Origin of the sequence: Heyndrickxia sp. FSL W8-0496 (assembly GCF_038007825.1) — a bacterium.
Taxonomy (GTDB): Bacteria; Bacillota; Bacilli; order Bacillales; family Bacillaceae_C; genus Heyndrickxia; species Heyndrickxia oleronia.
Map to the genome: position 1 here is coordinate 483,056 of NZ_JBBOXX010000001.1, position 26,360 is coordinate 509,415.

At 36.1% G+C, this 26,360-nt stretch carries 24 protein-coding genes, 1 pseudogene and 1 riboswitch; of the genes and pseudogenes, 20 read left to right on the forward strand and 5 right to left on the reverse strand.

What is annotated here, in order from left to right; all coding sequences use genetic code 11:
• Positions 1-69: 69 nt before the first annotated feature.
• Together NST63_RS02655 and NST63_RS02660 are read left to right on the forward strand one after the other, a co-directional pair.
• Entirely contained in the window at positions 70-1,524 is a 1,455-nt protein-coding gene (locus tag NST63_RS02655) for a sensor histidine kinase (protein ID WP_212946336.1), read from the forward strand.
• A gap of 2 nt (positions 1,525-1,526) precedes the next feature.
• Positions 1,527-2,210, forward strand: coding sequence for a response regulator transcription factor (locus tag NST63_RS02660; protein ID WP_071977182.1), 684 nt, complete (start codon positions 1,527-1,529; stop codon positions 2,208-2,210).
• 192 nt (positions 2,211-2,402) lie between these two features.
• On the opposite strand, the gene pdxR is transcribed toward NST63_RS02660, so the two are convergent.
• Positions 2,403-3,836: a MocR-like pyridoxine biosynthesis transcription factor PdxR gene (pdxR, locus tag NST63_RS02665; protein ID WP_341041201.1), complete on the reverse strand. Its 1,434-nt coding sequence runs from the start codon at positions 3,834-3,836 to the stop codon at positions 2,403-2,405.
• Positions 3,837-4,006: 170 nt separating this feature from the next.
• On the opposite strand from pdxR, the gene pdxS reads away from it, so the two are divergent.
• The 6 genes from pdxS (at position 4,007) to NST63_RS02695 (ending at position 9,214) form a co-directional block, all read left to right on the forward strand.
• Positions 4,007-4,891, forward strand: coding sequence for a pyridoxal 5'-phosphate synthase lyase subunit PdxS (gene pdxS, locus NST63_RS02670; RefSeq protein WP_058004068.1), 885 nt, complete (start codon positions 4,007-4,009; stop codon positions 4,889-4,891).
• A 249-nt stretch (positions 4,892-5,140) separates the two neighbouring features.
• Positions 5,141-5,324, forward strand: a riboswitch (Lysine riboswitch).
• A gap of 543 nt (positions 5,325-5,867) precedes the next feature.
• Positions 5,868-6,587: a cysteine hydrolase family protein gene (locus tag NST63_RS02675; RefSeq protein WP_071977180.1), complete on the forward strand. Its 720-nt coding sequence runs from the start codon at positions 5,868-5,870 to the stop codon at positions 6,585-6,587.
• Positions 6,588-6,605: 18 nt separating this feature from the next.
• A complete protein-coding gene (locus NST63_RS02680) occupies positions 6,606-7,538 on the forward strand; it encodes an APC family permease (RefSeq protein WP_341041202.1) in 933 nt (310 codons plus the stop codon).
• Positions 7,538-7,951, forward strand: coding sequence for an APC family permease (locus tag NST63_RS02685; RefSeq protein ID WP_341041203.1), 414 nt, complete (start codon positions 7,538-7,540; stop codon positions 7,949-7,951). Before NST63_RS02680 ends, NST63_RS02685 begins: the two co-directional genes overlap by 1 nt.
• Positions 7,952-8,169: 218 nt before the next feature.
• Entirely contained in the window at positions 8,170-8,520 is a 351-nt protein-coding gene (locus tag NST63_RS02690; protein WP_058004069.1) for a lmo0954 family membrane protein, read from the forward strand.
• Positions 8,521-8,575: 55 nt separating this feature from the next.
• Positions 8,576-9,214 (forward strand): PspA/IM30 family protein, encoded by a 639-nt coding sequence (locus tag NST63_RS02695; RefSeq protein WP_341041204.1) that lies wholly within the window; start codon positions 8,576-8,578, stop codon positions 9,212-9,214.
• Positions 9,215-9,370: 156 nt separating this feature from the next.
• Here NST63_RS02695 and NST63_RS02700 read toward each other — a convergent pair whose 3' ends face one another.
• The gene (locus NST63_RS02700) at positions 9,371-9,814 is read right to left on the reverse strand and encodes a site-2 protease family protein (protein ID WP_058004071.1); all 444 of its coding nucleotides are present in this window, start codon (positions 9,812-9,814) and stop codon (positions 9,371-9,373) included.
• Between the two features lie 177 nt (positions 9,815-9,991).
• On the opposite strand from NST63_RS02700, the gene NST63_RS02705 reads away from it, so the two are divergent.
• From NST63_RS02705 to NST63_RS02725, 5 genes and pseudogenes are all read left to right on the forward strand, one after another.
• The gene (locus tag NST63_RS02705) at positions 9,992-11,128 is read left to right on the forward strand and encodes an acyl-CoA dehydrogenase family protein (protein ID WP_341041205.1); all 1,137 of its coding nucleotides are present in this window, start codon (positions 9,992-9,994) and stop codon (positions 11,126-11,128) included.
• Positions 11,129-11,373: 245 nt separating this feature from the next.
• Entirely contained in the window at positions 11,374-11,463 is a 90-nt protein-coding gene (locus tag NST63_RS02710; protein ID WP_071977175.1) for a YjcZ family sporulation protein, read from the forward strand.
• Positions 11,464-11,559: 96 nt separating this feature from the next.
• Positions 11,560-11,637: pseudogene (locus tag NST63_RS27750) on the forward strand (YjcZ family sporulation protein); the annotation flags it as partial.
• A 147-nt stretch (positions 11,638-11,784) separates the two neighbouring features.
• Entirely contained in the window at positions 11,785-11,967 is a 183-nt protein-coding gene (locus tag NST63_RS02720; protein ID WP_058004073.1) for a cold-shock protein, read from the forward strand.
• A gap of 409 nt (positions 11,968-12,376) precedes the next feature.
• Entirely contained in the window at positions 12,377-14,977 is a 2,601-nt protein-coding gene (locus NST63_RS02725) for an endonuclease (protein WP_341044138.1), read from the forward strand.
• Between the two features lie 401 nt (positions 14,978-15,378).
• On the opposite strand, the gene NST63_RS02730 is transcribed toward NST63_RS02725, so the two are convergent.
• Together NST63_RS02730 and NST63_RS02735 are read right to left on the reverse strand one after the other, a co-directional pair.
• Positions 15,379-15,504, reverse strand: coding sequence for a DUF6254 family protein (locus NST63_RS02730; RefSeq protein ID WP_235813315.1), 126 nt, complete (start codon positions 15,502-15,504; stop codon positions 15,379-15,381).
• Positions 15,501-15,638: a hypothetical protein gene (locus NST63_RS02735; protein WP_158022182.1), complete on the reverse strand. Its 138-nt coding sequence runs from the start codon at positions 15,636-15,638 to the stop codon at positions 15,501-15,503. Before NST63_RS02735 ends, NST63_RS02730 begins: the two co-directional genes overlap by 4 nt.
• A gap of 353 nt (positions 15,639-15,991) precedes the next feature.
• Between NST63_RS02735 and NST63_RS02740 the strand changes: the two genes are divergently transcribed.
• On the forward strand, positions 15,992-16,849 hold the full coding sequence (locus tag NST63_RS02740; protein ID WP_341041206.1) for a CvfB family protein: 858 nt from the start codon (positions 15,992-15,994) through the stop codon (positions 16,847-16,849).
• Between the two features lie 239 nt (positions 16,850-17,088).
• A complete protein-coding gene (gene pepF, locus NST63_RS02745) occupies positions 17,089-18,876 on the forward strand; it encodes an oligoendopeptidase F (protein ID WP_341041207.1) in 1,788 nt (595 codons plus the stop codon).
• Positions 18,877-18,970: 94 nt separating this feature from the next.
• Here the strand turns inward: pepF and NST63_RS02750 are convergent, their stop codons facing one another.
• Positions 18,971-19,750: a class I SAM-dependent methyltransferase gene (locus NST63_RS02750; protein ID WP_078109448.1), complete on the reverse strand. Its 780-nt coding sequence runs from the start codon at positions 19,748-19,750 to the stop codon at positions 18,971-18,973.
• A 219-nt stretch (positions 19,751-19,969) separates the two neighbouring features.
• On the opposite strand from NST63_RS02750, the gene NST63_RS02755 reads away from it, so the two are divergent.
• From NST63_RS02755 to NST63_RS02775, 5 genes are all read left to right on the forward strand, one after another.
• Complete coding sequence (locus NST63_RS02755; protein WP_341041208.1) at positions 19,970-20,962, forward strand: sugar-binding protein; 993 nt, start codon at positions 19,970-19,972, stop codon at positions 20,960-20,962.
• Positions 20,959-22,392 carry a sensor histidine kinase gene (locus NST63_RS02760; protein ID WP_058004080.1) on the forward strand — a complete coding sequence of 478 codons (1,434 nt, stop codon included), beginning with the start codon at positions 20,959-20,961 and terminating at the stop codon, positions 22,390-22,392. Before NST63_RS02755 ends, NST63_RS02760 begins: the two co-directional genes overlap by 4 nt.
• Positions 22,393-22,405: 13 nt before the next feature.
• The gene (locus NST63_RS02765) at positions 22,406-23,920 is read left to right on the forward strand and encodes a response regulator (RefSeq protein WP_235813319.1); all 1,515 of its coding nucleotides are present in this window, start codon (positions 22,406-22,408) and stop codon (positions 23,918-23,920) included.
• Between the two features lie 214 nt (positions 23,921-24,134).
• Complete coding sequence (gene katA, locus NST63_RS02770; protein ID WP_078109450.1) at positions 24,135-25,586, forward strand: catalase KatA; 1,452 nt, start codon at positions 24,135-24,137, stop codon at positions 25,584-25,586.
• Positions 25,587-25,829: 243 nt separating this feature from the next.
• Positions 25,830-26,252 (forward strand): Fur family transcriptional regulator, encoded by a 423-nt coding sequence (locus NST63_RS02775; RefSeq protein ID WP_058004083.1) that lies wholly within the window; start codon positions 25,830-25,832, stop codon positions 26,250-26,252.
• The last annotated feature ends 108 nt before the right edge of the window (positions 26,253-26,360 follow it).

The window sequence follows — 26,360 nt, forward strand, 5'->3', positions numbered from 1 at the left end:
GATAATCTTAAAATTAACACCACGCAGATGACATTTCTTGAATATAGCATAAGAGGGGAGGGAATGACAATATCTATAAAAATAAGGTTTCTGTTGTCTTATATTGGAGTAATTGTTTTTTCAATTGTTTTATTATTAGCAGCTACTTTTTTGATTATATTTTCGATTACGGGCGATTTAAAATCCATCGAGCATTTTTACAAAAATACTTATGTTCAAAAGCCTTTAACCCCTGCAGAGGAAAATGCATTCCTTGATTTAAAGCTTCTGGCCAAGCATACTCCTGATAAGCTACTGGATCAAGAACTAGTAAGGAAGATCGACCAAAAGGATATAAGCATTATTGTAAGAAAGGACTCTAAAATCACTTATCAGTCACCTACCTTTGATGGTCAATCCTTACTGAAAGTGCTCCCACCTTTCGAAGAGACAAATATAAATTCTCGCGATACGATAAAAGTAAATCGTTTATTTTTTACTTATGTAAAATTTGATTTCCGCTTTTCAGATAAAGAAAAAGGAAGTATTTTTGTTTTAAGAAAAGTAAGTTCTTACGCTGAGTTATCTAAAGAGTTATTTCCAATTTTATTAGGATCACTGCTCCTTCTTTTTATTATGATGATTGGTGTCCTGAATTACTTAGTGTCAAGAAGCATTATCAAGCCAATATCTATTCTAAGAGAGGGGGCGGAACGGATAAAATCTGGAGATTTAAACTTTGAAATTATTCCCTCCTCAAAGGATGAGATTGGACAATTGAACCAAGCATTTGAAGAAATGAGAATCAAATTAAAAGATTCTATCGACCTACAGCTCCAATATGAAGAAAATCGAAAAGAATTATTATCAAATATTTCGCATGATTTAAAGACCCCTATTACATCGATTATTGGATATGTTGAAGGAATAAAAGATGGTGTAGCGAATACGCCAGAAAAAATGGATAAGTATTTGACGACAGTTTACACAAAAGCAAAGGACATGGACCTATTGATAGATGAATTATTTTTATTCTCCAAACTAGATTTACAAAAGGAACAGTTTTCATTTGAAAAGATCGAACTTGTTCAATACATGAAGGATTATGTAGAGGAGCTATCACTTGATCTACTTCAACAAGGTATCCTTTTAGAATTAATCCATACGCTGGGGGAAACTTTTGTCATTGCTGATAGAGAAAAGCTAAAACGTGTTATGGCCAATTTAATAAATAATGGTGTTAAATATATGGATAAAAGTGAAAAGCATATTATTATTGCTCTAAGAGAGAGGGATAAGGATATAGTCGTTCAAGTGACTGACAATGGTTGTGGTATTAAACCTGAAGCTTTGCCTTATATATTTAATCGGTTTTACCGTGCAGAGCAGTCTCGAAATTCTCAAACAGGTGGTAGTGGCTTAGGATTAGCCATTGTCAAAAAAATAATCAATGAGCATGGAGGAGAGGTTTGGGCAACTAGTGAGTTAAATAAGGGGACAAGTATTTGTTTTACGTTAAATAAAGCTATGGAAAAAGGTGAGTAACATTGAAAAAGATATTACTTATAGAGGATGAAATAAGTATTGCAGAATTAGAAAAGGATTATCTAGAATTAAATAGTTTTAGTGTCGATATCCAACATTCGGGTGAACAAGGTCTCCAATCTGCACTTGAACAGAATTATGATTTGATTATTCTAGACATCATGCTTCCTGGAATTAGTGGGTTTGAAATTTGTCAAAAAATACGTTCAGTGAAAGATATTCCGATACTCTTAGTGTCAGCTAAAAAGGAAGATATTGATAAAATTCGAGGTCTTGGCTTTGGGGCAGATGATTATATTACAAAGCCATTTAGTCCTAGTGAACTTGTTGCAAGAGTGAAAGCCCATTTAACACGTTATGAAAGACTGGCTGGTGGGAATGTATCAACAATCATCAATGTTCATGGAATTACAATTGATAAAGTAGCTCGCAAAGTTCATATTAATGGTGAATATGTATTTTTTACAACAAAGGAATTTGACCTGTTAACTTTTTTGGTTCTGCACCCTAATCAAGTATTAAATAAAGAACAGTTATTCGAACGAGTGTGGGGAGTAGATTCTGCCGCAGATGTATCAACGGTTACTGTTCATATTCGAAAGTTACGTGAAAAAATCGAAAGAGATGCTGCACATCCAAAATATTTAGAAACAGTATGGGGAGCCGGATACCGTTTCAATGTATAAATCTTAAATTTTTTCAATGTTAAGGGAGTTGAAGCCTCTTTCCTGCTAAGATACAAAAAATAGAACCATTCATAATAAAGATCTATTTTATTTACATGGATCTTTCCTCTCTTTGGGAAAGTACTAACTCAAATGTCGGTTGAAAACCGTCCCCCTCATTCAGTAAAGAAGTTGATTCGAATAGTATCGAAATCAACTTCTAACGAGTTCTGATAACTGATTAATTCCATATTCAATTGTTTCTTCATCCACTTTTGAAAAACCTAATACTAAGCCTTTACGCTTGCTTTTCAGACAATAAGGGCTAAGCGGATAGACACGTATGCCATTTTTAATGGCTCTTTTCATTATCCCCTCTTCATTAAATTCCTCATTCGCCTCAAGCAGCATATGAAGACCTGTTTCTACCCCTTTAACAGAAAATATTTCCTCTAATTTCGTTTCCGCGATCGCCTTGATCATTGCCTCATGTCTTCTTCGATAGATATTTCTTGTGCGTCTCATATGTCTTGTAAAATGGCCTTGCTCAATAAAATGAGTGAGGGTTAGTTGTTCCATAATCGGAAGATGACGAGAAGTAAGCTCGTATACACGAGACATTTGTGAAATGGCCTCAACAGGTCCGATAATCGCAGAGATCCGAACCCCTGGTGCAGTCATTTTGGAAAAACTTAAAAGATAAAGGGTGCATCCTGGTTCTTGACTAAATAATGTCGGGAGAGGTTCCCCACTGTATCTAAACTCACCATCATAATCATCCTCAATAATCCAGGCATGATTTTTCTTTGCTAGCTCCGTTAATTCTTTTCTCCTTTTGAAAGACATAATGACACCAGTGGCAGACTGATGAGAGGGTGTTACATATATCAGCTTTGACGATTTTGGAATACGATTAACTTTAATTCCATTCTCATCAACTGGTACAGGAACGACGTTCATTCGTCGGTACTTCATAGCAAGCCAAGCAGGTGGAAAACCTGGGTCCTCAACGGAAACAGTATCTCCTTCTAATAAGAGAGCCTGTGAGATTAAGTCCACACTTTGTTGGGCTCCAGAGGTTAATAAAATTTGATTTATATCAACATGAATTCCCCTCTCAACAGATAAATAATGTTGAATTTGTATACGTAAAGGCTCATAGCCTAAAGAATTTCCATAACTCCAGCAAGATAAATCTTCTCCAGAAGTGGAATGGATGAAGGACTGTCTCCATTTTTTCTGAAATAGAGTATCGATATATGGTTCATGGGGGGAAAAATCAATACTTATTTCACTTTGCCCTCTGCTTCCTGACCATTTCTGTAATCGTTGAACACTCTCCTCAAGTATAGGGATGGCTGGGGGAGATAAATAATAGGCGCTTTGTTCATCAGGTGAAATGACCGAAGGATTCCAATCACTAACTCTTGTCCCACCCCTGCGTGATGTCACGATATAGCCTCTGCTGAAAAGCTCCTCATAGACTGCTTGTACGGTTGAACGAGAAATGCCTAATTGTTGAGCTAGCTCCCGAGTCGGGGTCAGTTTATAGCCAGCCTTCCATTTTCCGCTTGTAATATTTTCTATCGTTTGATCAAGTAATTGCTTCCAGATTGGTTTTTGATTTTTTCGATCTATTTTTATCATAATACCCCTCCTTTTATGGATTGATAAAAATTAATGGTTATGGATATATCTTACCAATCCAAACCCCGATATACTACCACTAAGATGAAAATAATTTTTATTGTCAAAAAACTCCTTTCTTAAACTAGAAAGAGGTTGATTGAGAGTAGGAGAATAAAGGAGTGGGAAGAATGAGTCAATTAGGTACAGATCGTGTTAAAAGAGGGATGGCAGAAATGCAAAAAGGTGGCGTCATTATGGATGTCGTGAATGCAGAGCAGGCAAAAATTGCTGAAGCAGCAGGGGCAGTTGCAGTAATGGCGTTAGAACGTGTTCCATCAGATATAAGAGCAGCAGGTGGGGTTGCCCGTATGGCAGATCCAACGATCATTGAAGAAGTAATGAATGCTGTTACAATCCCAGTTATGGCAAAGGCAAGAATCGGTCATATTGTTGAGGCGCGTATTTTAGAGGCAATGGGTGTTGATTATATTGATGAAAGTGAAGTATTAACACCAGCAGATGAATTGTATCACCTAAACAAACGTGATTTCACCGTACCTTTTGTATGTGGTGCACGTGATTTAGGCGAAGCAGGTCGCCGTATTGGTGAAGGTGCTTCTATGATCCGTACGAAAGGTGAGCCCGGAACTGGTAATATTGTTGAGGCTGTGAGGCATATGCGTCAAATGCAAGCACAAATCAAAAAGGTTGTAGGTATGTCGACAGATGAGTTAATGACAGAAGCAAAAAATTTAGGGGCACCATATGAATTATTGCTAGAAATTAAAGAAACTGGAAAACTTCCAGTGGTTAATTTTGCAGCAGGTGGAGTGGCGACACCTGCAGATGCGGCATTAATGATGCAATTAGGTGCAGATGGAGTCTTTGTTGGATCAGGAATTTTTAAATCCGATAATCCTGAAAAATTTGCGCGTGCGATCGTTGAGGCAACTACTCATTATACTGATTATGATCTTATTGCGAAATTGTCTAAAAACCTTGGCACGGCGATGAAAGGCATAGAAATTTCTACACTTGCAGCAAGTGAGCGAATGCAAGATAGAGGTTGGTAATCTATTCAGTCAAATGAAAGAAAGGACAGCCTATATGGTAAAAAGGTGTCCTTTCTATTTTTTTAAATTTACCCTGTATTATAGTTTTCAAAAATAATAATATTTATTTTTGTGTGTACTATGTATTCTAGCCTGTAAAATGGGGGATACCTTAGTAATCTAAGAAAATAGTGATTATTTATGCTATTGACATTAAAATATTATTATTTTAGAATAAACACAATAATTGAATAAACCTCACTTTTTGTCTAGTGAGGTAGAGGCGCGATATTTAACAGTCTTTAGAGGAGCTTGAGAGTGCTGTGATACTAAAGAGAAGGAAATGTCGCCGAAGTGTGTAATAGTTCTCGATGTTACATGCTGGGTCTGCAGTGAATAATTGCAGGACTGTCTCAATAAATTGCCTAGTTTATTGAGTTGTGCTATCTCATCAAATGGGATAAAGGGTTGAGGACTTTAGAAATACTACAACGTTTTTCTGAGTTCATCTCGGATTTGGTTTGTAGTTTTTTTTATTGCCAAAAAAAGGGATAACATGTGGGCCTATGTTATTTCTTTTGGCTCTTTTCTCAAACATTGTAGCTATTTAAGTAACGTTTTAACAAATAACTATCGGCTAAAAGACCACTACACCTTTCATTTCACTGAGAAAAGAGCTACAAGCTTTATTAGAATCGCTGAATCTTGTATTGGGTGTAAAAGTCGGCAGTTGGACTTTTACAAAGCAACAAACTATACGAAAACAGCCTCTCTTTCTTTTGGCTCTTTTCTCAAACATTGTAGCTATTTAAGTAACGTTTTAACAAATAACTATCGGATAAAAGACCACTACACCTTTCATTTCACTGAGAAAAGAGCTATAAGTTTTATTAGAATCGCTGAATCTAGTATTGGGTGTAAAAGTCGGCAGTTGGACTTTTACAAACTTTATGAAACATCCTTTTTTAATTATTTACATGTTTAGGAGGAAACGATAATGGAAAAACAAACGCAACAAACTTTGTACTATCAATTTGAACCAGCTGGTGATGAGGAATTTAAGTTGGATCCGAATAAAACCGCTCTTTTAATCGTCGACATGCAAAATCAGTTTGTAAGCAAGGATTTCGGTGATGCTGAGGTAGCTAGGGAAAAAGGGATGTGGGATAAATGGGAGTATTTTTATAATCGTCTTGAGGATATTGTTATTCCAAACAATCAAAAACTACTAGAGTATTTTAGAAGCAATCAATTAGAGGTTACCTTCGGTAGAATTGCTTGTCATCATAAGGATGGACGTGACCGTTCACCTGTTCAAAGAAGACCAGGCTGGAATAATATCTTGCTTCCAATCGGTCATTATGGTGCAGAAATGATTGACGAATTAAAGCCTTTAGAAGATGAGATTGTTGTAGAAAAAACAACGGATAGTGTGCTTAGTGGCACGAATTATGAATTCTTACTTCGAAATATGGGGATCGAAACGGTAGTATGTACAGGGGTAGTTACTGATCAATGCGTGGCATCTACTGTTAGAAGCTTAGCGGATGCAGGCTTTGAAGTTATTCTTGTAGAGGATGCATGCTGTGCAGCAACACAAGAATTACATGATGCCGAAATTATGATTATGAATCAAATTTATTGCAAGGTTATGAGTACAAACGAAACGATAAAGCTTATTACTAGTCAAATGGAGAAAACTCCACAGGAAGCATAATGAGAGGAAGCTTGTAAAATGAGCGTGATTAATAATAGCGGAAATCATCCGCAGTTTAAGAGAGTACTTAATTTAAGAGATCTTGTAATCTATGGAATTGCTTTTATGACACCAATTGCTCCAGCATATATTTATGGATATGCGGCAGTTTCAACTAAAGGTATGCTCCCACTAGCTTATTTAATTGCTATGATTGCGATGATGTTTTCCGCGTATAGCTATGGGCGTATGGCAGCTGCCTTCCCGGTTGCGGGTTCTACCTATTCCTATACACAGCGCTCTATTAATCCACATCTAGGTTTTTTTGCAGGGTGGGCAATGTTTATGGACTATGTTTTAGTGCCACTCATTGTCTTTATGGTTGGTGCTTCTTATGCCAATGCTTTAGTCCCTGCAATACCATATTGGGGTTGGGTATTGATTATTGCGGCAGTCATAACATTTGTTAATATACTAGGGATTGAGATGGCAGCGAAGACAAATAACATTCTTGTTCTTTTTATGGGGATTGTGGTTGTCATTTTTGTCGTTTTTTGTATAAAAGCCGTTATTGGTGGAGAGGGTGAAGCTACCATTCTTTCGATTAAGCCATTTTTTAATGATGGTTCGTTCGCCACATCAGCTATTGTTGCAGGGGCTGCCATGGCGTGCTTCTCATTTTTAGGCTTTGACAGTATTACAACATTATCAGAAGAGGCGATTAATCCTAAAGATAATATGTGGAAAGCAGCCATTCTTTCATGTTTAATAGGAGGCATCATTTTTATTGTACAAGCATATGTGTCACAGCTTGTATGGCCTGATGTTCATTCGTTTAGTTCAGCAGATACAGCCCTTTTTGATATTGCTAAGGTAGCAGGAGGAGCGGCTCTAGCAACGGTATATACGATTGCAATTATTGTTTCAACCTTTACAGCAGGTATGACAGGGCAAGCAGTGCCTCACGTTTAATGTTTAGCATGGGGCGTGATGAAGTACTACCGAAAAGATTCTTTACATATATTCACCCGAAATATAAAACGCCTATTCTTAATATTATGTTAATGTGCGTAATTAGTGTAGTAGGAGCTCTTGCTCTTCCGGCTTCCTTTGTTGCGGAATTAATGAATTTTGGCGGGCTAACAGGGTTTATGTTTGTGAATCTTTCTGTAATCATATATTATTATTTCCGAAAAAAAGAGAGGAAGTTTATCCGATATTTCTTAATCCCAGCTTTAGGATTTTTAATTTGTTTTTATCTGTTCATTAATCTTTCCCCATTAACATTAAAAGTAGGATTTATATGGCTGGCCATCGGTTTTGTATACGCCATTATTACGACTAAAGGGTTTAGGAAAAAGCCACCTACTATGGAAGGATTATAAATTGAAATTTTGCTTGGGAAAACCTATTTATATTCTAAATGGAATCATTCATTAAATGAATATTAACTTACAGGAAGCATCACAAGAGGATGCTTCTTTTTTTGCTTAAACATTATAAGGTCTCGTAGGTCGCAGGTCTGATAAAAAAATAAAGCTAGGGTGCGTTAAATACATTAAGAGAATTCTTTATCATAAAGGTATCGAAAGGAGAAATGAAAATGAAAAAATTCTTGATGGTTTGTATAGGTATTGGGTTAGGGATTATAGCTTTATCCAGTTTAGGGAATTTGATTGGATTGGTCATCAGTGTGATTGTCGCATATTTTTCACTTAAGCAATTTCTTAAATCAGATTCATTAGGTGGAAAAATAGTATGGGCGATCATCGGTTTAATGGGAGTATCTGCAACATTTGCTAATCTTCCTGCCTTAGCAGGGGTTTTAGCCATCTATCTTTTATATGTAGGTTATAAACATTGGAAAAAGGAAGAAAAACCAGCAAAAGCATCAAAAGATCCATTCACAAATTTTGATCAACAATGGAATGAAATCCAAGGGAAATTCAAGTAATAGATAGGCCCCATGTATATAGCAAAATCATTAATAAAATGAAGGAGAATGAAATATGACTACATTATTTGAAAAAATTAAAAATATAATAAAAGAAGATTTACAAGTTGGTATGGAAAAAAAAGACGATACACATCCGATTGCCTTATTAAATAAGTATCTTCGTGAAAGTGAAGAGGAGACCAATAAGGTCGCGAAATTAATTGAGAGACAGCATATGTTGAAAGAAGAGTTTCAAAGAGAATTGACACAAGTAGAAGAAATGCAAGCAAAACGGAATAAACAAGCTGAAATTGCTTTAAAAGCAAATGAAATGACATTACATGAAACAGCTAAACATGAAGAGGCGTTGTACCAGGCGCAGGCAGAAAGATTAAAAGAAGCCTATCAGCAAACTTCGGTTCAATTAGAGGACCTTGAGAAAAAGCATAGGGAAATGCAAATGAAATTAAAGGATATGCATATAAAACGTTTAGAATTAATGGGGCGTGAAAATGCCATTCAAGTAAATAAGAAGGTAAATTCAGTTCTTGATCATTCTACAGACGGGAAGGCATCATCTAGATTCGAGGATACACAGCGCTATATGGATCAGCTTGAAACGAATACAAATCCGGGATTTGATCGAAATTCATTTGATGCAAAAATTGCACAATTGGAAAAAGAACTGAATGAGAAAAACAATAATAAATAATCTTAGAAAAGGTTGATTAAAACACCGTTTTAGTCGACCTTTTTTAGGTTAAGTAGTGATACATGTCATAATTGATATTAGGTTAAGTCGGCCATAATCGATTCTCCGCGCTTAGCTCCCCGATACAAAGAGCAAATTCTCCCCTTAGATATCGAATTAGTCGCGCCTTTTTAGTAATTGTAAAATTGTATATCCATCGGATGGCTTTCCACCGATGCGGTAGGGAATAAGGTTTATCAAGAAGAGCCAAAAATTAAATAGCACAAAAAGTTCCCAAATCATTAAGTGATTAAGAGGAATATAATAATGAAGGAAAAAACCAACAATGCCATTTAATAAGGGGCCAGAGCTACTGATGATGATTCGTTCAATTTTTGAAAAAAAGGGTTGGCGCTCACATGATGTATGTGCTCCGAGAAAGTATAAAAGATGTAAGGAGAGTTTCCACTTTCGACCTGTTAAAGTAAAAATCTTTTTTCCAGTTCCAATCATCATTTCTATATGAGTTGCTCTCATTACCATAGCGCCCAATGCATGTCCGAACTCATGGATCAAAATGGTCAATGGGGCAAAAATAAATAAAAATAAAAGAATAATCATGTCAAACGACCTTTTTGCTTTTATTTTAACATTTTACCTTTCATTTTTGTTAACGAAATTGTATTAGTCATAAATGAAGCGATATATTTTTTTGTTGATAATTCCGACCGGTTTAGTGGAAATTTAATTGAAGAACGTATAAAATAAATACAAAACTAAACTGGTGAGGTGTAGTCAATGGATTTATTATCAATGCAGACCTTGGAAGATCGATTACATGCAATTAATGACCTTATTCCAGCTTTTAAACAACGTGCCGCTAACAATGATTCTACAGGTCGTTTTCCTTTTGAAAATATACAAGACTTAAAGAATAGTAATTATACACAACTTACTGCTCCACGAGAGTTTGGGGGCGGAGAAATTCCCTTATATGACTTTGTTCGATTCCAAGAAGCGATAGCGATTGGAGATGGTGCCACAGCTTTATCCATTGGCTGGCATATGGGGACGATGATGAATTTAGCAAAAAATCGACCATGGAAGGAAAGTCTATTTACTTTTATCTGTCAAGAAGTGCAAAATGGTGCACTCCTAAATGTATGTGCAACGGAAGAACAAACGGGCAGCCCCACAAGAGGTGGCAGACCACTGACTACGGCGGTCAAAAATGGTGATACATGGGTCATTAGTGGAAGGAAATCATTTGCAACGATGTCTCAAATGCTTGATTTCTTTGTCGTATCAGCAACGATTGAAGAAACGGATGAAGTAGGTTTTTTCTTAATTCCTAGCCAAGCAAATGGTATATCCGTAGAAGAAACATGGGACAGTATCGCAATGAGATCATCGGGGAGTCATGATTTAGTTTTGGAAAATGTAGAGATTCCATTGGAGTATTTGACTGAAAAACTAGTGCAGAGGAAAAAGACAGCTACAGGCTATTTATTACATATCCCAGCATGTTATTTAGGGATTGCTGAAGCTGCAAAGAGAGAAGCCGTTCACTTTGCGAAAAACTATAAACCGAACAGTTTGCCGCATCCAATATTCGAATTACCTGCTATCCAGCAAAAAATTGGTGAAATCGAGCTTAAGCTGTTGGAATCACGGCATTTCCTCTATTCGGTTGCAAAGATTTGGGATGAGTCTTCAATAGAACAACAAAATCAACTTTCACCAGAGCTAAGTGCGGTTAAATTATCAGTAACGAATAAGGCAGTAGAAATTGTTGATCTAGCGATGAGAATTGTCGGGGCAAGAAGTTTATCCGAAAAAAATCCATTACAACGTTACTACCGAGATGTACGTGCAGGGCTACACAATCCACCGATGGATGATATGACATTAATGCTGTTGGCAAAAAGAGTGTAAGGGACCAAATGTATATCAAAAGAATAAAATAGCAGCGATACACAATATAAAAGTGTTTGCTGCTATTTTTTATAGGCATGTATTTTTTAGATGTCACAGCAGAATTTATATTGATAACTTTATTTAAATAGCGACAATGTTTGAGAAAAGAGCCATTATTTTTTAGAAAAATAGTCAAACCCCCAATCGATTGAAGGCGAATTGCCATAGTCTATTAATGTAAAGCAAAGAGGAGGTGTTAATAAATGGGTGGAGCTGGATATGGAACAGGGTTTGCATTGCTCGTTGTCCTATTTATTTTGTTAATCATTGTTGGAGCAGCTTATCTGTATTAAAAATTATTTAATAAAAAGGAGATGGCTACAAGAATGTTTGGATATGGTTGCGGTTGTGGCGGCTATGGTGGATATGGAGGATATGGTTATGCACGGGGAGGATTTGGAGCAGGATTTGCGTTAATCGTTGTATTGTTTATCCTTCTTATTATTGTTGGAGCAGCATGGTTATAAAATAAATGTATAAATGGGGGTGTCTATTTGGGGCAGCCCCCTTTTTATTCCTAATATTAACATTCCTTAAAAAGATTTCAATAATATATCTTAATTTCTTTAAATAGGTTATACTAAAGATAGTACATAGAAGGGAGAAGAACGAATATGGCATATTTTAAAGGCCAGAAAGAGCCTGTTCCCGAAGTTGAAACGAATGTTTGGTCATGTACAAGTGAAAGCTGCCAGGGGTGGATGAGAGAAGCTTTTACCTTTGACGAAAATCCGAAATGTCCACTTTGTGAATCGGATATGAGTAAGGAAACAAGAGTTTTACCTGTAATTGAATAAAGCAATCCTATTTTGTTGCTTTCGTAAAAATTGAAAAGCAAAGCAACAAACTATTTGTACTCTCAATAATTGATAGTAGAAAGACTGTCAAAAAGGATCATAACTCATCACATGCAGTATATTTTTAATACTGTTTTTTTTATAGGGGGATGATCTTTTGCATTTTTGGCAGTCTTTTTTTTATATTCTGATTTTGGTTAAAAATACCTATTCGCTTAGAACTATACCTTAACCAGACCTCTTCCTTCTTCCTGTCTTTTGTCCTATATATCGTAAAAAAAAATGCTGATAAAGTTATTGATAGGTATGTCACATTTCTATGAATCTTGTAAAAAAGTGTGTCATATTACAAAATTCCTATGGGAGGTCACACATGAAGAAGGTTAAGAGTCTGTTTTTAAAAGTGGTCATGGCGATTCTTGTTTTAGGAACACTGCCATCACTTACTGGGATGCATGCTGTTCAAGCGGAAGGACCGAATGATCCTGCACCAGAGATTAAACCTACAAATGCGAATGGTAAGAAGGTATTATTTGATAACACTCATGGCCAAACAGCTGGTGCTGCAGATTGGGTTATTGATGGTGGCTTTTCTGACTTTGGCAATGCAATTGCTAAAAATGGTTATTATGTCAAAGAACTTCGAAAGACAACACCGATTACGTATGATGATTTAAAGGATTACGATGTGTTAGTCATTGGGGAAGCTAATATTCCTTATAAAGCATCTGAGCAGGCTGCCATGATTCAATATGTTGAATCTGGTGGAAGTATTTTCTTTATTGCTGATCATTATAATGCGGATCGTAATAAAAATCGTTGGGATGCTTCAGAAGTATTTAATGGATACAGAAGAGGCGCTTTTGATAACCCTGCAAAAGGAATGACAGCGGAAGAAGCTAACTCTGCTGCTATGCAAGGAGTAGAAAGCTCTGATTGGTTATCAGATCATTTTGGTGTTCGATTTAGATACAATGCAGTAGGTGATGTGAACGCAACAACGATTGTTTCACCTAATGAAACATTTGGAATAACAAGTGGGGTTGACTCCGTTGCCGTTCATGCAGGATCAACAGTAGCGATTACTGATCCATCTCATGCTAAAGGCCTTGTCTATCTTCCAGCATTATCTTCAAGAGATAAATGGAATAATGCGGTTGACCAAGGTGTTTACTTTGGTGGCGGTGTGGATGAAGGGGCTTATGTGGCGATTTCCAAATTAGGAAAAGGAAAGGCTGCATTTATTGGTGATTCTTCTCCAGTAGAGGATTCATCACCGAAATATACACGTGAAGAAAATGGCGCGAAGAAAACAACATATGATGGCTTTAAAGAACAAGATGATGCTGTTTTATTAACAAATCTAATTGATTGGTTAGCTGAGCAAGAGGAATATACAAGTTTTGAAGAAACAGGAATTACTTTAGATGAAGTGTCACCAATGCTAGATATGGAGATTCCAAGTAAATCGACAGAACCACAGCCAGAACCATGGTCTGCTCCTGCTGCGGGATATAAATGGTATGATCCATCTACATTTGCGGCTGGTTCATACGGGTCATCTAAGCCTGCTGAAGTAAATGCGGAATATTCATTTGTTCATCAAGATATATTACCTAATAAACAAGAGTTCCAAATTCGTGTAACAGTTGATCATTTAGCACCGGGACAAACAGTTACTGGTTTAAAGGCAGGAATATATTTAACTGGAGGAGAGCAAATTGCTAAATTCCAGAACGAGGATGGTTCATGGCCAACATCGTATAACTATAGCTCTGAGTTCTCAGTGACAGCTGATAAAACAGGTCATGCAAGCAAGGATTTAACGGTAAGCATCAATCCTAATAAAGAAGGTGCTGCAAGCTTACGTTTAAAAAGTGGTAGCAAAAATTTGGTCACTAAATCAGTAACGATTGGAAATGTAGATAGTGAGCCACTTCCAGAGGACAAACCAAGTCTACCAGAGAAAATTTCTATCAAGGAAGTAAGAAATGAGACTGTCGGTAAGACGGTAACAATTGAAGGAGTCGTTACTTCAAAACCAGGTGTCTTCGGAGGACAAGGATTTTATCTTCAAGATGATTCAGCAGGTATTTATGTATTTCAAAATGAAGCCGGATATGTGCCCGGAGATGTATTAAAAATTACAGGTACAACTGAACTGTATAATAGTGAATTGGAACTTGCTAATTTAATCTCGATTGAAAAAACAGGAACAAAATCTTTACCACAAGCTAAAACGGTGAATGAACTAACGAATGAAAATCAAGGCGAGCTTGTTACACTGAAACAGGTAAAAATCGATCATTTAGTTGTAGCAGGACGTGCATTTGAATTTGATGCAATGAAAGATGGAAAAACAACGAAAGTGCGAGTGGATGAGAGAACGGGTGTAACCTATGATGAATTTTCAAAAGCATATAAAAATGGAGATGTCATAGATATCATTGGAATTTCATCTATTTTTAAAGATATGTATCAACTTAAGCCACTTAGCTTTGACCATTTTGTAAAAGCTGACTCAGATGGTCCAGTTATTCATGATTTGGATCAATTACGTTTTTATCAAACTGAAGCCTATGAACAGTCTGTTACGGTAACCGATGAGGGCAGTGGAGTGGAGTCTGTTCTAATCACTCTAGATGGAAAAGAAATTTCTAATCCAATAAAAATTGAGCCATTCTCACTGAAGGTAGGGAATCATACGATTGTAGTTCGAGCAATAGATAAACTGGGGAATGAGAGTATTAAAGAATTTACCCTTACTGTCGTAATGGATCTTGATCATTTAGATGAATGGATCACATATGGATATGATAAAGGGTATATTACAAATAAAGGGATTTACAATAGCCTAATGGCTAAAGTAGAAGGAATTCAAAAGGCAAAAAACGAAAACGCTAGACAAGGAAAAATAAATGCTCTTTCCAATGAAATTCAAGCACAAAAAGGAAAGAAAATTGATTCCAAATTTGCAAGTGATCTATTAGATTTAATTGATACGTTATAAGTAGAAAAGGGGAGGTATGATGCCTCCCCTTTATACTTTTGAAAATTAATCAAACGTTTGTTTAAATAAATTTTGGCTTTATTAGCTTGTTTTATTCAAGTAGATTAAAACAAATGATGATTGGTTTTGACAATAGGCCAGTTGATTGAAACACATCAAAAGGGATTTTACCTGAAAATGTGTCTTAATCCGGTCGATGGAACCACATAACAAGAGATATTGCCCAAGAATGTGTCTCAATCAAGTCAATGGAACCACATAACAAGAGATTTTGCTCAAAAATGTGTGTCACCCCAGTCGATGGAACCACATAACAAGAGATTTTGCCTGAAAATGTGTCTCACCCCAGTCGATGGAAACACATCAAAAGGAATAGGCCCTTAATCCAGTCCATCCATTTCCTATTTCTTTTTATTTGGAGTCATTTCATCTGCGATTTCTTCCAAAGATTTTATTTTCCCATGAGGATTCTGGGATTGCTTTCTTACTGTCCATTGACGTTCTTGTTGTCTTTTAGATTGGGTCATTGTTTTTCATCTCCTTCTTTTCCTGGGATTTTTCCATCAAACCATTTTGAAAATCTTTCCATTTCAGGATCCTTTCTTAATGAGGTAACATGAAATGGATTATTTGCTTTTTTTGTATCGATAAGAAGGCCCATTGTGGGTCCCCCGAATGAATCATTTTCAATTCCCTCATATTCGGAATTAAGATGAGGGTCAGCATTGACATGAATGTTTTTTTCGCGATCTATGGGAATCAGCTCACCTTCGTAATTAATTTCAATTATATTCTTCTTCCTGAAGTGATTGTTTATTCTTTAATGGGGAAAAACAATGATATAATGACAAGGCTTAATTTACTGTTTGGAAATCATGTTTTCATTGTTTTCTCTTAACCGTTTCAGTATGATAATTAGAAAAGAGTGCTATAGCCCAATAAGGCTAAAAAGCCGGAATAATTGATCGCTAATAAAAAACATTAACAAATTATTGGAAAGTAGGATTTATTTATATGACAAGTTTAGAAGCTGGAACTGTAGTAACATTAGATGTAGAACGGGAAGCCCCATTTGGCTATTTTTTAACAAATGGTGAGGAAGATGTTCTTCTTCATAATAGTGAAGTTCCTGAGGAATTTGATCCTGAGAAATCCCAAAAAGTCTTTTTATTTCAGGATCATCAAGGGAGACTTGCAGCGACATTAACGATACCAACTGTTCAAATCGGAACATATGACTGGGTTGAGGTAGTTGAAGTGAAAGAGTCATTAGGTGTTTTTGTTTCAATTGGAATTAGTAAAGACATTCTTGTCTCAAAAGATGATCTACCAGCCCTTCATAGTCTGTGGCCAACTATCGGAGATCGACTATATTGTTCGTTGAAAGTTGATAAAAATGGACGCTTATTTGGGAAATTAGCAACAGAAAATATTATACGTGAGGTAGCAGAGAAGGCAACACGAAAGGATTTTAATCGAAACATAACTGGGTGGGCCTATCGTTTGCTGAAAATTGGGACCTTCTTATTAACGGAAGAGAACTTCATTGGATTTATCCATGAGTCAGAGCGTAAGCAGGAGCCGCGTCTTGGTCAAAAGGTCGAAGGTCGGATTATTGATGTAAAGGAAGATGGAACGATTAATGTTTCCTTGTTAGGCCGTGTTCATGAAACATTAGATGAAGATGCAGAGAAAATTTATTCCTATCTGCAGGGGCGCGGTGGAAAAATGCCTTATTGGGATAAAAGTGAACCAGAAGATATTTCTGCACGATTTGACATGAGTAAGGCAGCTTTCAAACGTGCATTAGGTAGACTCATGAAAGCTGGAAAGGTAAGACAAGAAGAAGGTTGGACCTATATAAAAGAATAATGTTCTAAAGAAGCAAATCTTTTATGATTTGCTTTTTTCATTCAACGCTATGGACGTTTTTCAAATGCGGGCGTGAATTTATTAAGTAACAATATCCAGAGAAACGAGAATATTGTCGAATAGGAGAGATTTTTTGTTGTTGCAAAATTCTCGCATTTCAAGCGCTTTCGTTTATAGTATGTATTATGTCAAAAATTTATTTTCATAGTGATTCTTAACTAATCAAAGGAGAGTTCTATATGATTACTTATTCTTCAAGGAACGATGTACCTGAAATTGAAAAATGGAAGCTTGAGGATATTTATAATTCTCAAAAGGATTGGGAAGCGGATGTCAAGGCGATTGAGAAAATCGCCGACGTGTTGCGATCCTATGATGGAAAGATTCATGACGGGGGAACCTTACTTTCTTACTTAACTGAAAGTGAAAAATTATCCTTTATGTTTGGCAAAGTATCGGCATATGCTATGCTTCAGGTGGATATAGATACGAGGGAATCTTCAGCACAGTCAATACAGGATAGGGCAAAACAACTTGGAGTGAAGATCAGTTCTTCTACTGCATTTTTTATGCCATTTCTATTGAGTCTAGATGAATCAACGTTAAAAGCTTATCTGAAAGAAGAACAAGGACTGAAATATTTCGAGAAGAATTTGCTTGAAGCTTATCGCTATAAAGCACATGTTTTGACGAAAGAAAAGGAAGAGTTACTTTCTCAATTAGGTGAGGCGCTTTCTTCACCAAGTCATACATATAGCATGATCAATAATGCTGATATTAAATTTGGAACTGTAACAAATGATAATGGTGAAAAAGTTGAACTTACTCGTGGAATGTATTCAAAATTAATTGAAGATCAAGATCGCACGAAGCGGAAGGAAGCATACAAAGCGTATTATCAGCCTTATGTGCAATTAAAAAACTCCATAGCTTCAACACTTGCCGCTGCTATAAAAAATAATGTAACGACGGCTAAAATTAGAAAGTATCCTTCTGCCTTAGAGAAAGCTTTATTTAGTGATAATGTTCCTAAAGAGGTCTATGAAAATTTAATCTCTACAACGAAGGAAAATATCGCTCCGTTACATCGGTATTCGGAAATAAGAAAAGAGAAGCTAGGTCTTAAGGAGCTTCACCAGTATGATCTATCTGTGCCTATTGTTCAAGGAGTAGAACAAAAAATAGGTTATGAAACGGCTTACAGTACCATGTTAAATGCACTGAAGCCTTTAGGTGAGGAATATATAAAAATTTTAGATTCATTTAAAAATGCTAGATATATTGATGTGAGGGAAACGCCTGGTAAACGATCTGGTGCCTATAATTTAGGGGTTTACGGAGTTCATCCATATGTACTTTTAAATCATCATGATGATTTAAGTAGCCTGTTCACTCTAGCACATGAAATGGGTCATGCAATGCATAGCCATTTCTCTCATAAAACTCAACCGCAAAATACAGCAAAATATAGTATTTTTGTGGCAGAGGTTGCATCAACAGTGAATGAAGTATTACTGATTCATTACCTATTGAACCAGGAAACAGATGAAACGATGCGTTGGTATTTACTCAATCATTTTATTGATAAATTTAAAGGAACATTATTTACACAAGTGATGTTTGCTGATTTTGAACTGATAACCCATGAAAAAGCTGAACAAGGACAACCACTTAATGCACAAGTGTTTAGTGAAATATATGAAGAATTGTTTAGGGAATACAATGGCGATGCAATCATATTTGATGAAGAAGTCAAATATGGATGGGCAAGAATCCCACATTTCTACAGACCATTTTATGTCTATAAATATGCTACGGGCTTTGCTTCTGCCATCCATTTAGCTGATCGAATTCTTAAAGGCGACGAGAAAACATTAGCATCCTATATTGAGTTTTTAAAAAGTGGGAGCTCAGATTATCCACTTGAGCTTTTAAAGAAGACAGGTGTCGATTTAACATCTCCAGAACCAATTCAAAATGCGTTAAAACAGTTCAGTGATTTAGTTGAAGAATTTTCGGAAATGTAAAAAGTATGGTTAGGGTCTGAGCCATATCATTTTATATAGGTGACTACCTCTATAGAATGATATGGTCAGTCACTATGTTATTTAATAAACCTTTTTATGAATTCTTATTTGCAGCCCATACTGTCCAACGATCCTTTTCAATAAGGGGGAAGCAATCTTTTAAAGTTAATTGTAAATCTTTAATAAGAGAATTTAGCTGCTGATCATTTAATTCATGGAGAATAGATCGTCCAGTTCGATTTCGTAAATCATCCCATAAATCCTCTTGGTATTCATAAACTCTCCTTATCTCCCATAGTTTATTTTCTGATATATTTTGAAAACCTAAATGTTGTAGTTTTCGTATTACTTCTCCACTAGTATGCCTTCTAGCTACTTCTTTCTCAATCAGATGAGGATACATTGAAAAAAAGTATCCTCGAATATGTGTTGGGCTACCTTCAAGTAGGCAGTCCTCAGGTGTGCGATCTTGAATAATACATGTGCCACCAGGTTTTAATAAACGGAATACTTCATATAAGCACGGTTCTAATTCTCTAATATGGTGGATGAGCGCCCTTTCAAGCACAATGTCATATTGATCACTGTCCAAACCTGTTTCTATAGCATTTCCGTGAATAAATTGAACAGTATCATAACCCTGACAATATTCCTTTGCTGCGGTAAGCATCTTTTCTGAAAAATCGACGCCGATTACCTGTGCTGCTCCCATTTCAGCGATAGCTTTTGTATAGATTCCACCACCACAGCCGATATCTAGTACCTTTTTTCCTTCAAAATTAATCATTTCTTTCATGAATTGAATCCAAGATTCATCGGTTTTTCTTTTTGCATAAGTAAATTGATCATCAGGTTGAAGAAAATCTAAAGACATGATGACTCCTCCTTATTCAGAGATTTCTTGCCTTTAGATTAACTAATAATGGTATATTAGTAAATTTTATAATATTTATTATTATCAATAAGTTTTTATTATAGTAGATACATCATTTTGAGAGAAGGGGTAAATATTTTCAACAAAGAATAAACATGCTATGATAAGATTAATTATTCTGAAAAGAAAAACTATTTGTATGGAGGCCCATCCCATAATATGACTCGCGTAGCAAAACTATTTTATATCGTAGGCATCCTATTGTTTTTGATAACGTTTACATTAGCTTGTTTATATGCTAATAAGATGCATACACTTGGTAAGCAAAACCCAAGTGAGATAATGCCCGATTACCAATATCATTTTATGTTAATACCAGAAGAGCTGGACAATGATTATTGGCGGCTAGTCGAAAAAGGGGCGATGGCAGCGGCGAAGGCCAATCATATTTTACTTGAGTATGTAGGTCCAAAGCAATCCAATATAAATGAACACTTAAGAAAGCTGCAAATAGCAGCAGCCTCGAAGGTGGATGGTGTGTTAACTCAGGGATATAATGATAAGCAATTTACCCCAGTTATCAACCATTTAGTGAATAAAGGGGTTCCAGTAATTACAGTGGACACGGACGCCCCCTCAAGTCAGCGAAGGGCATATATTGGAACAGATAATTATTATTCAGGATTTCTGGCAGGAACTTCTTTAATAGCTGACACGAAGGGAAAGATTAATGTTGCGATTATTACTGGTAGCTTCAAGGCTGAGCATCAAAAGCTACGAGTAAAAGGATTTAAGGATGCAATTGCTAATGAAGACAGAATACATGTAATCACTGTTGAAGAGTCCAATATTACTAGAATTCGTGCAGCCGAAAAGGCAAATAAAATCCTAACTGAACATCCGGAGACGAATGCTTTTTATGGGACAAGTGCTCTAGACGGTATTGGAATTGCTCAAACAGTCGTGCGTTTAAACCGCGTACAATCTACCTATATCATTGCATTTGATACGATTAATGAAACACTGGACTATATTCGCAAAGGTGTGATTGATGCGACGATTGTACAAAAGCCTTATGAAATGGGATACAAGGCAGTTGAGATGATGATTCAAATTCAGGAAGGAAAACCTATACCAGAAATTAATAACACGGATACTCGGGTGATTCATAGGGAAGACCTAATAGAGCAAAAAGGGGAATTACCGCAATGATCCGGATTCGAACGAAGCTCCTCATTTATTTTATTATTCTAGTTGTTTTAGTTAATGGTGTAGCTTTTTTCGTATATGACAGTAGCGAAAAAATTATGAAAGAATATAATCGAAGCTTTGGGCGTTTTCTTTTATTAAATGAAATCGCCCAGCAAACGAACACCGTGGTAGAAAAAATGAATGCCTATATTGTAAAAAAGGACCCAATGTTTCAACAAGAATTTATCACAACTAGTAATGAGCTTCGAAAAAACAAAAAGAAATTGCAGCAAGAAATAGAAACTCAATCAAACTTTGTCACTCTTGGCAACTATGAGAACATGCTCGAAAGTTTCTTGGAGGATAGTTATATTGCCATACATGCTTTTGAAACGGGCGATATAAATCAGTATGCAGCTTATTTTAATGAAGCTACAAATGTAGCTAATTTTATCCAAGAGACAACGATGTCCTTAATTGATCAGGAATTAACGAATTATCAATCCTTTTTTAAGCAGCTTAAGAAACGAAATCATTATTATCGGTTATCGACTATTTTTCTACTAGGCTCGTTATTAATTATTTGTGGGATACTCGCTTTATATATTTCTCGTGGGATTACAAGGCCGATTGCGCGTCTATCGCAAGCAGCAAGGGAGATTTCTGCAGGACGATTAACTGGAAGGGATATTGAAGTAACAAGTAAGGATGAATTGAAATTATTGACAGAAACGTTTAACCAAATGCGGCGAAATATTGTAGGTCTTGTGAATGAAATTAAAGATAAATCTGAACTAGATACACTTTTAAAAGAAATGGAGCTTAAGAGTTTACAAAATCAAATCAATCCCCATTTTTTATTTAATACGTTAAACAATATTTCAAAAATGGCTTATTTGGAGGATGCGCATGAGACAACAAGATTAATTGAAGCGGTATCTACCTTGCTTCGGTATAATCTTGAGAATATTGATAAACCATCAACATTAAAGGATGAGGTGAATTGTGTAAAAGAATATTTTTATATTCAGCAAACCCGCTTTGGGGATCGTATATCATTTAAAACCGTAATAGATGAAAGATGTATGTATGCAAACATTCCACGTTTAACGTTACAGCCTATTGTAGAGAATGCCTTTATCCATGGTGTGGAGTCAAAGGAGGAAGGGGGAAGGATCACACTTACCATTTACCAAACTAAGGATCAAATCGTGATTGAAGTGGCAGATGACGGAAATGGAATGGAGCAGTCAATCATAAGCCAATTATTAAAGGGTGAAACAAATGAACAACGGTTAACTGGTAAGAGAGCAAGCGGACATTCAACAGGAATTGGTGTGAAAAATGTCATGAAGCGTCTTCAACTCTTTTACCAGCAAAAGGATGTAATGGACATTGAATCAAAGCTGGGAAAGGGGACTGTTTTTCGTTTGAAGCTCAAAAAGGGGTGAAACCATCTTGCGTGTGATCATCGTCGATGATGAAAGATTGGAACGTTTAGGCTTAGCTAAAATGATACATAACGGAATCCCGGAAATAGAAATTATTGCTGAGGCTCCAAACGGTCGAATGGCCATTGAATTGGCACGTGAGTTAAAGCCGGATTTGATAATGATGGATATTAAAATGCCTGGTATTGATGGAGTAGAGGCAGTGAGAGAAATAAAAAAGATGGATAAACAGATCAAATTCATTATGGTTTCCGCCTTTAATACCTTTGAATACGCTAAGGAAGTTATGCAACAAGGGGTAAAAGAATATATCTTAAAACCTAGTAAGCAAGAAGATGTGATAGCGGCTTTAAAAAGAGTTCGCGAAGAAATACTCGAAGAGCGGAAACGATATATGGAATCATTGCAGATGAAAAGAAATTTATCCCGTGCTTTATCGGTCATTGAATCAGAATGGCTATCAACTTTATTAATGAATCATATTGAGGAAATGAATGTTGATGAATGGAGCAAGTTACTAGGGATTGAAGTGCGATCTGGATATATGATGATATTTTCTATGCAATGCCAAGATCATATACAATCCAATGATGAGAAGCGGACAATATATAGCGGGGTTAAATCCTTATTAAAAACGAAGCTTGATGAGAATTGTATAGTAGGACCTATGGCAGATAATCAAATTCCTGTACTTGTTCTAATGAGATCAAGTCATGAAATAAAGCGATCAAATGCGATAACATTAGCTCGATCTGTTGTACGAACATTAAAGGAAAGATTCCATCATACTCAATGGATGGTGGGCTTAGGACAGCCTTTTGAGACCATCGATGGACTTATGAACTCTTATCATGAAGCGATTTTAGCACTGGAATCAAAAAAATGGGGAACTGCCCATCTATATGAAAAGACCAATTATCTAACTGAACAAGCCTCTATTGAAAAAGAAAAACATCTACTTGAATCGATAAAATTAGGTGATCATCACCGTGCACTTCAGGCATTTGAAATTTATATGGAAGTAAATAAAGATAAAAACAGCCATATTTATGAAGAATTATCTATTGTGATTACAAGAATGCTAAAGGAATATGGGATACATTTTGAGATTAAACAAAAGCCAATACAGGAAGAACAATGGATTATTTCATTACGGCAGTTCGTAATGAAGGCGGTAGAACTTGTTCAAGCGTGGAGAGCAAACCATCAGAAAGGATACTTACAAACAGCGAAAGAATACATAGAAAACAATTATGAGAAAAATATTTCATTGGAAGAAGTAGCTGATTTTGTAGAGTTAAGTCCTTTCCATTTTACAAAAATGTTCAAGGAGAAATTTGGGGTTACCTTTATTGATTATTTAACTGATGTAAGATTGGAACATGCAAAAAGGGAATTAATCCATACAAATAAAAGCCTAAAGGAAATTTGCTACAGTGTTGGCTATAATGATCCGAATTATTTCAGTCGTGTATTTAAGAAGAAAACCGGTCTATCACCGACGATATATCGAAATCAAACAACTTGAATAAAATTGGACATAATTTACTCAATCACGAATACCTTTATAAAGGGAAGTATTGTCCTTTTATGAAATGTAAGTCACCTAATATTTCTTTTTAAATTATAATTATTATAAAAAAGTATTGATTTTATTTTGAGAAGTGTTATCATAGTTTTATAGAAAAGCAGAATAGAGTCGATGACTCGTCTGTCGAAAAATTATTAATGAGGTGATTTGATTGAGTACAAATAAGAAACTAACAACTAGTTGGGGAGCACCGGTCGGGGATAATCAAAACTCAATGACAGCAGGATCTCGTGGTCCAACACTAATTCAAGATGTACATTTACTAGAAAAATTAGCTCATTTTAATAGAGAACGTGTACCTGAGCGTGTCGTTCATGCGAAAGGTGCAGGGGCGCATGGTTATTTTGAAGTAACGAATGATGTTTCAAACTATACAAAGGCAAAAGTGTTTAATGGAGTAGGAAAACGAACTCCACTATTTATTCGATTCTCAACAGTAGCAGGTGAACTTGGATCTGCAGATACCGTTCGAGATCCACGTGGTTTTGCGGTTAAATTTTATACAGAAGACGGAAACTATGATATTGTCGGTAATAATACTCCAGTTTTCTTTATTCGTGATGCAATTAAATTTCCTGATTTCATTCATACACAAAAGAGAGATCCACAAACACACTTGAAAAACCCTACAGCTGTTTGGGATTTCTGGTCACACTCACCAGAATCGTTACATCAAGTAACTATTCTTATGTCTGATCGTGGTATTCCAGCAACACTCCGCCATATGCACGGTTATGGAAGTCATACCTTCAAGTGGGTAAATGATGATGGTGAAGCTGTATGGGTAAAATATCATTTTAGAACAGAACAAGGTGTGAAGAACCTGGATCCTGAATTGGCAGCAAAATTAGCTGGTGAAAATCCAGATTATCATACAGAAGATTTATTTAATGCAATTGATAAAGGGGATTTCCCTGAATGGAAACTATATGTACAAATTATGCCTTTTGAGGATGCGAATTCGTATCGATTCGATCCATTTGATGTAACGAAAGTATGGTCCCAAAAGGATTATCCATTGATTGAAGTAGGTCGTATGGTTCTCAACCGTAATCCAGAAAATTATTTTGCAGAAGTAGAGCAAGCGACTTTCTCACCTGGATCAATGGTACCTGGTGTTGAAGCATCCCCTGATAAAATGTTACAAGGGCGCCTATTCGCTTATGCTGATGCACATCGGTACCGTGTAGGTGCAAACCATAATCAATTACCAATTAACCGTCCAAAAAATGAAGTAAATAATTATCAACGTGACGGTCAAATGAGCTTCTATAATGGCGGGGGTTCTGTTTACTACGAACCAAACAGCTTTGATGGACCGAAAGAATCACCAGAGGATAAACAACAGCCATATTCAGTAAGCGGGGTAGCAGATGCAGTTGCATATGATCACTTCGACCACTATACTCAAGCAGGTGATTTATATCGACTATTGAGCGAAGAAGAACGTACACGTTTAGTGAATAATATTGTAGAGGCAATGAAACCCGTTAAACTAGAGGAAATCAAATTACGTCAAATTGGACATTTCTATAAAGCAGATCCAGAGTATGGAACTCGTATTGCAGAAGGCTTAGGATTACCTATACCACAAGAAGTGTAAAAAGAGGGGTATAAGTTCACTTGTTCGATTGGCAAAAATGCAAATAGTAATCAATCATTCTCATTTTGATTCTCATATTCTCAACTATAGGGGGCTGTCTCAATGCGAGATAGTCCCTATTTTAAAAACCTTTTTTTACATTAAATTAAATGGTGGGCAGAAGAATTAACCATAGAGTGGGGAAAAAAGTACATAGTTATTGGAGAATCTTATGAAAGAGTTTTTTTATAAGGGGACAAGGTTATGGAAGAAGAACAGATGATGGAGCTTATTCCTTTTCTAAAAGAACGAGGATTACGGATTACACCGCAAAGAATGTTAATTTTGAGTACCATTCAAAAGCTCAACATACATCCGACTGTGGAAGATATACATCGAGAATTACCCTATATTAGTTTGGCAACGATCTATAACAATGTCAAATTATTCGTTCAACTACGTATTTTGAAGGAATTGCCTTATGGTAATGGGATAAGTAAATATGAACTCTCCACAACGGATCATTATCATATTATTTGTGAATCATGTGGAAAAATAGAAGATTTTAATTATCCGAAGTTAAAAGAAGTAGAGCAAGTTGCCTCAAGGCTCTCTCACTTTTCTATTCAATTGCACCATTTTGAGGTGTATGGCATATGTAAGGAATGTCAGGAATTATCCAAATAGTAAGCTCCTATTCCAGAGCTGGAAACGAAGGGGCTAATAGGGAGCTGTGAATGATGATGAAAAAAACGGTCTGCCCCATCTGCCATACAAAGATCAAATATTTAAAGC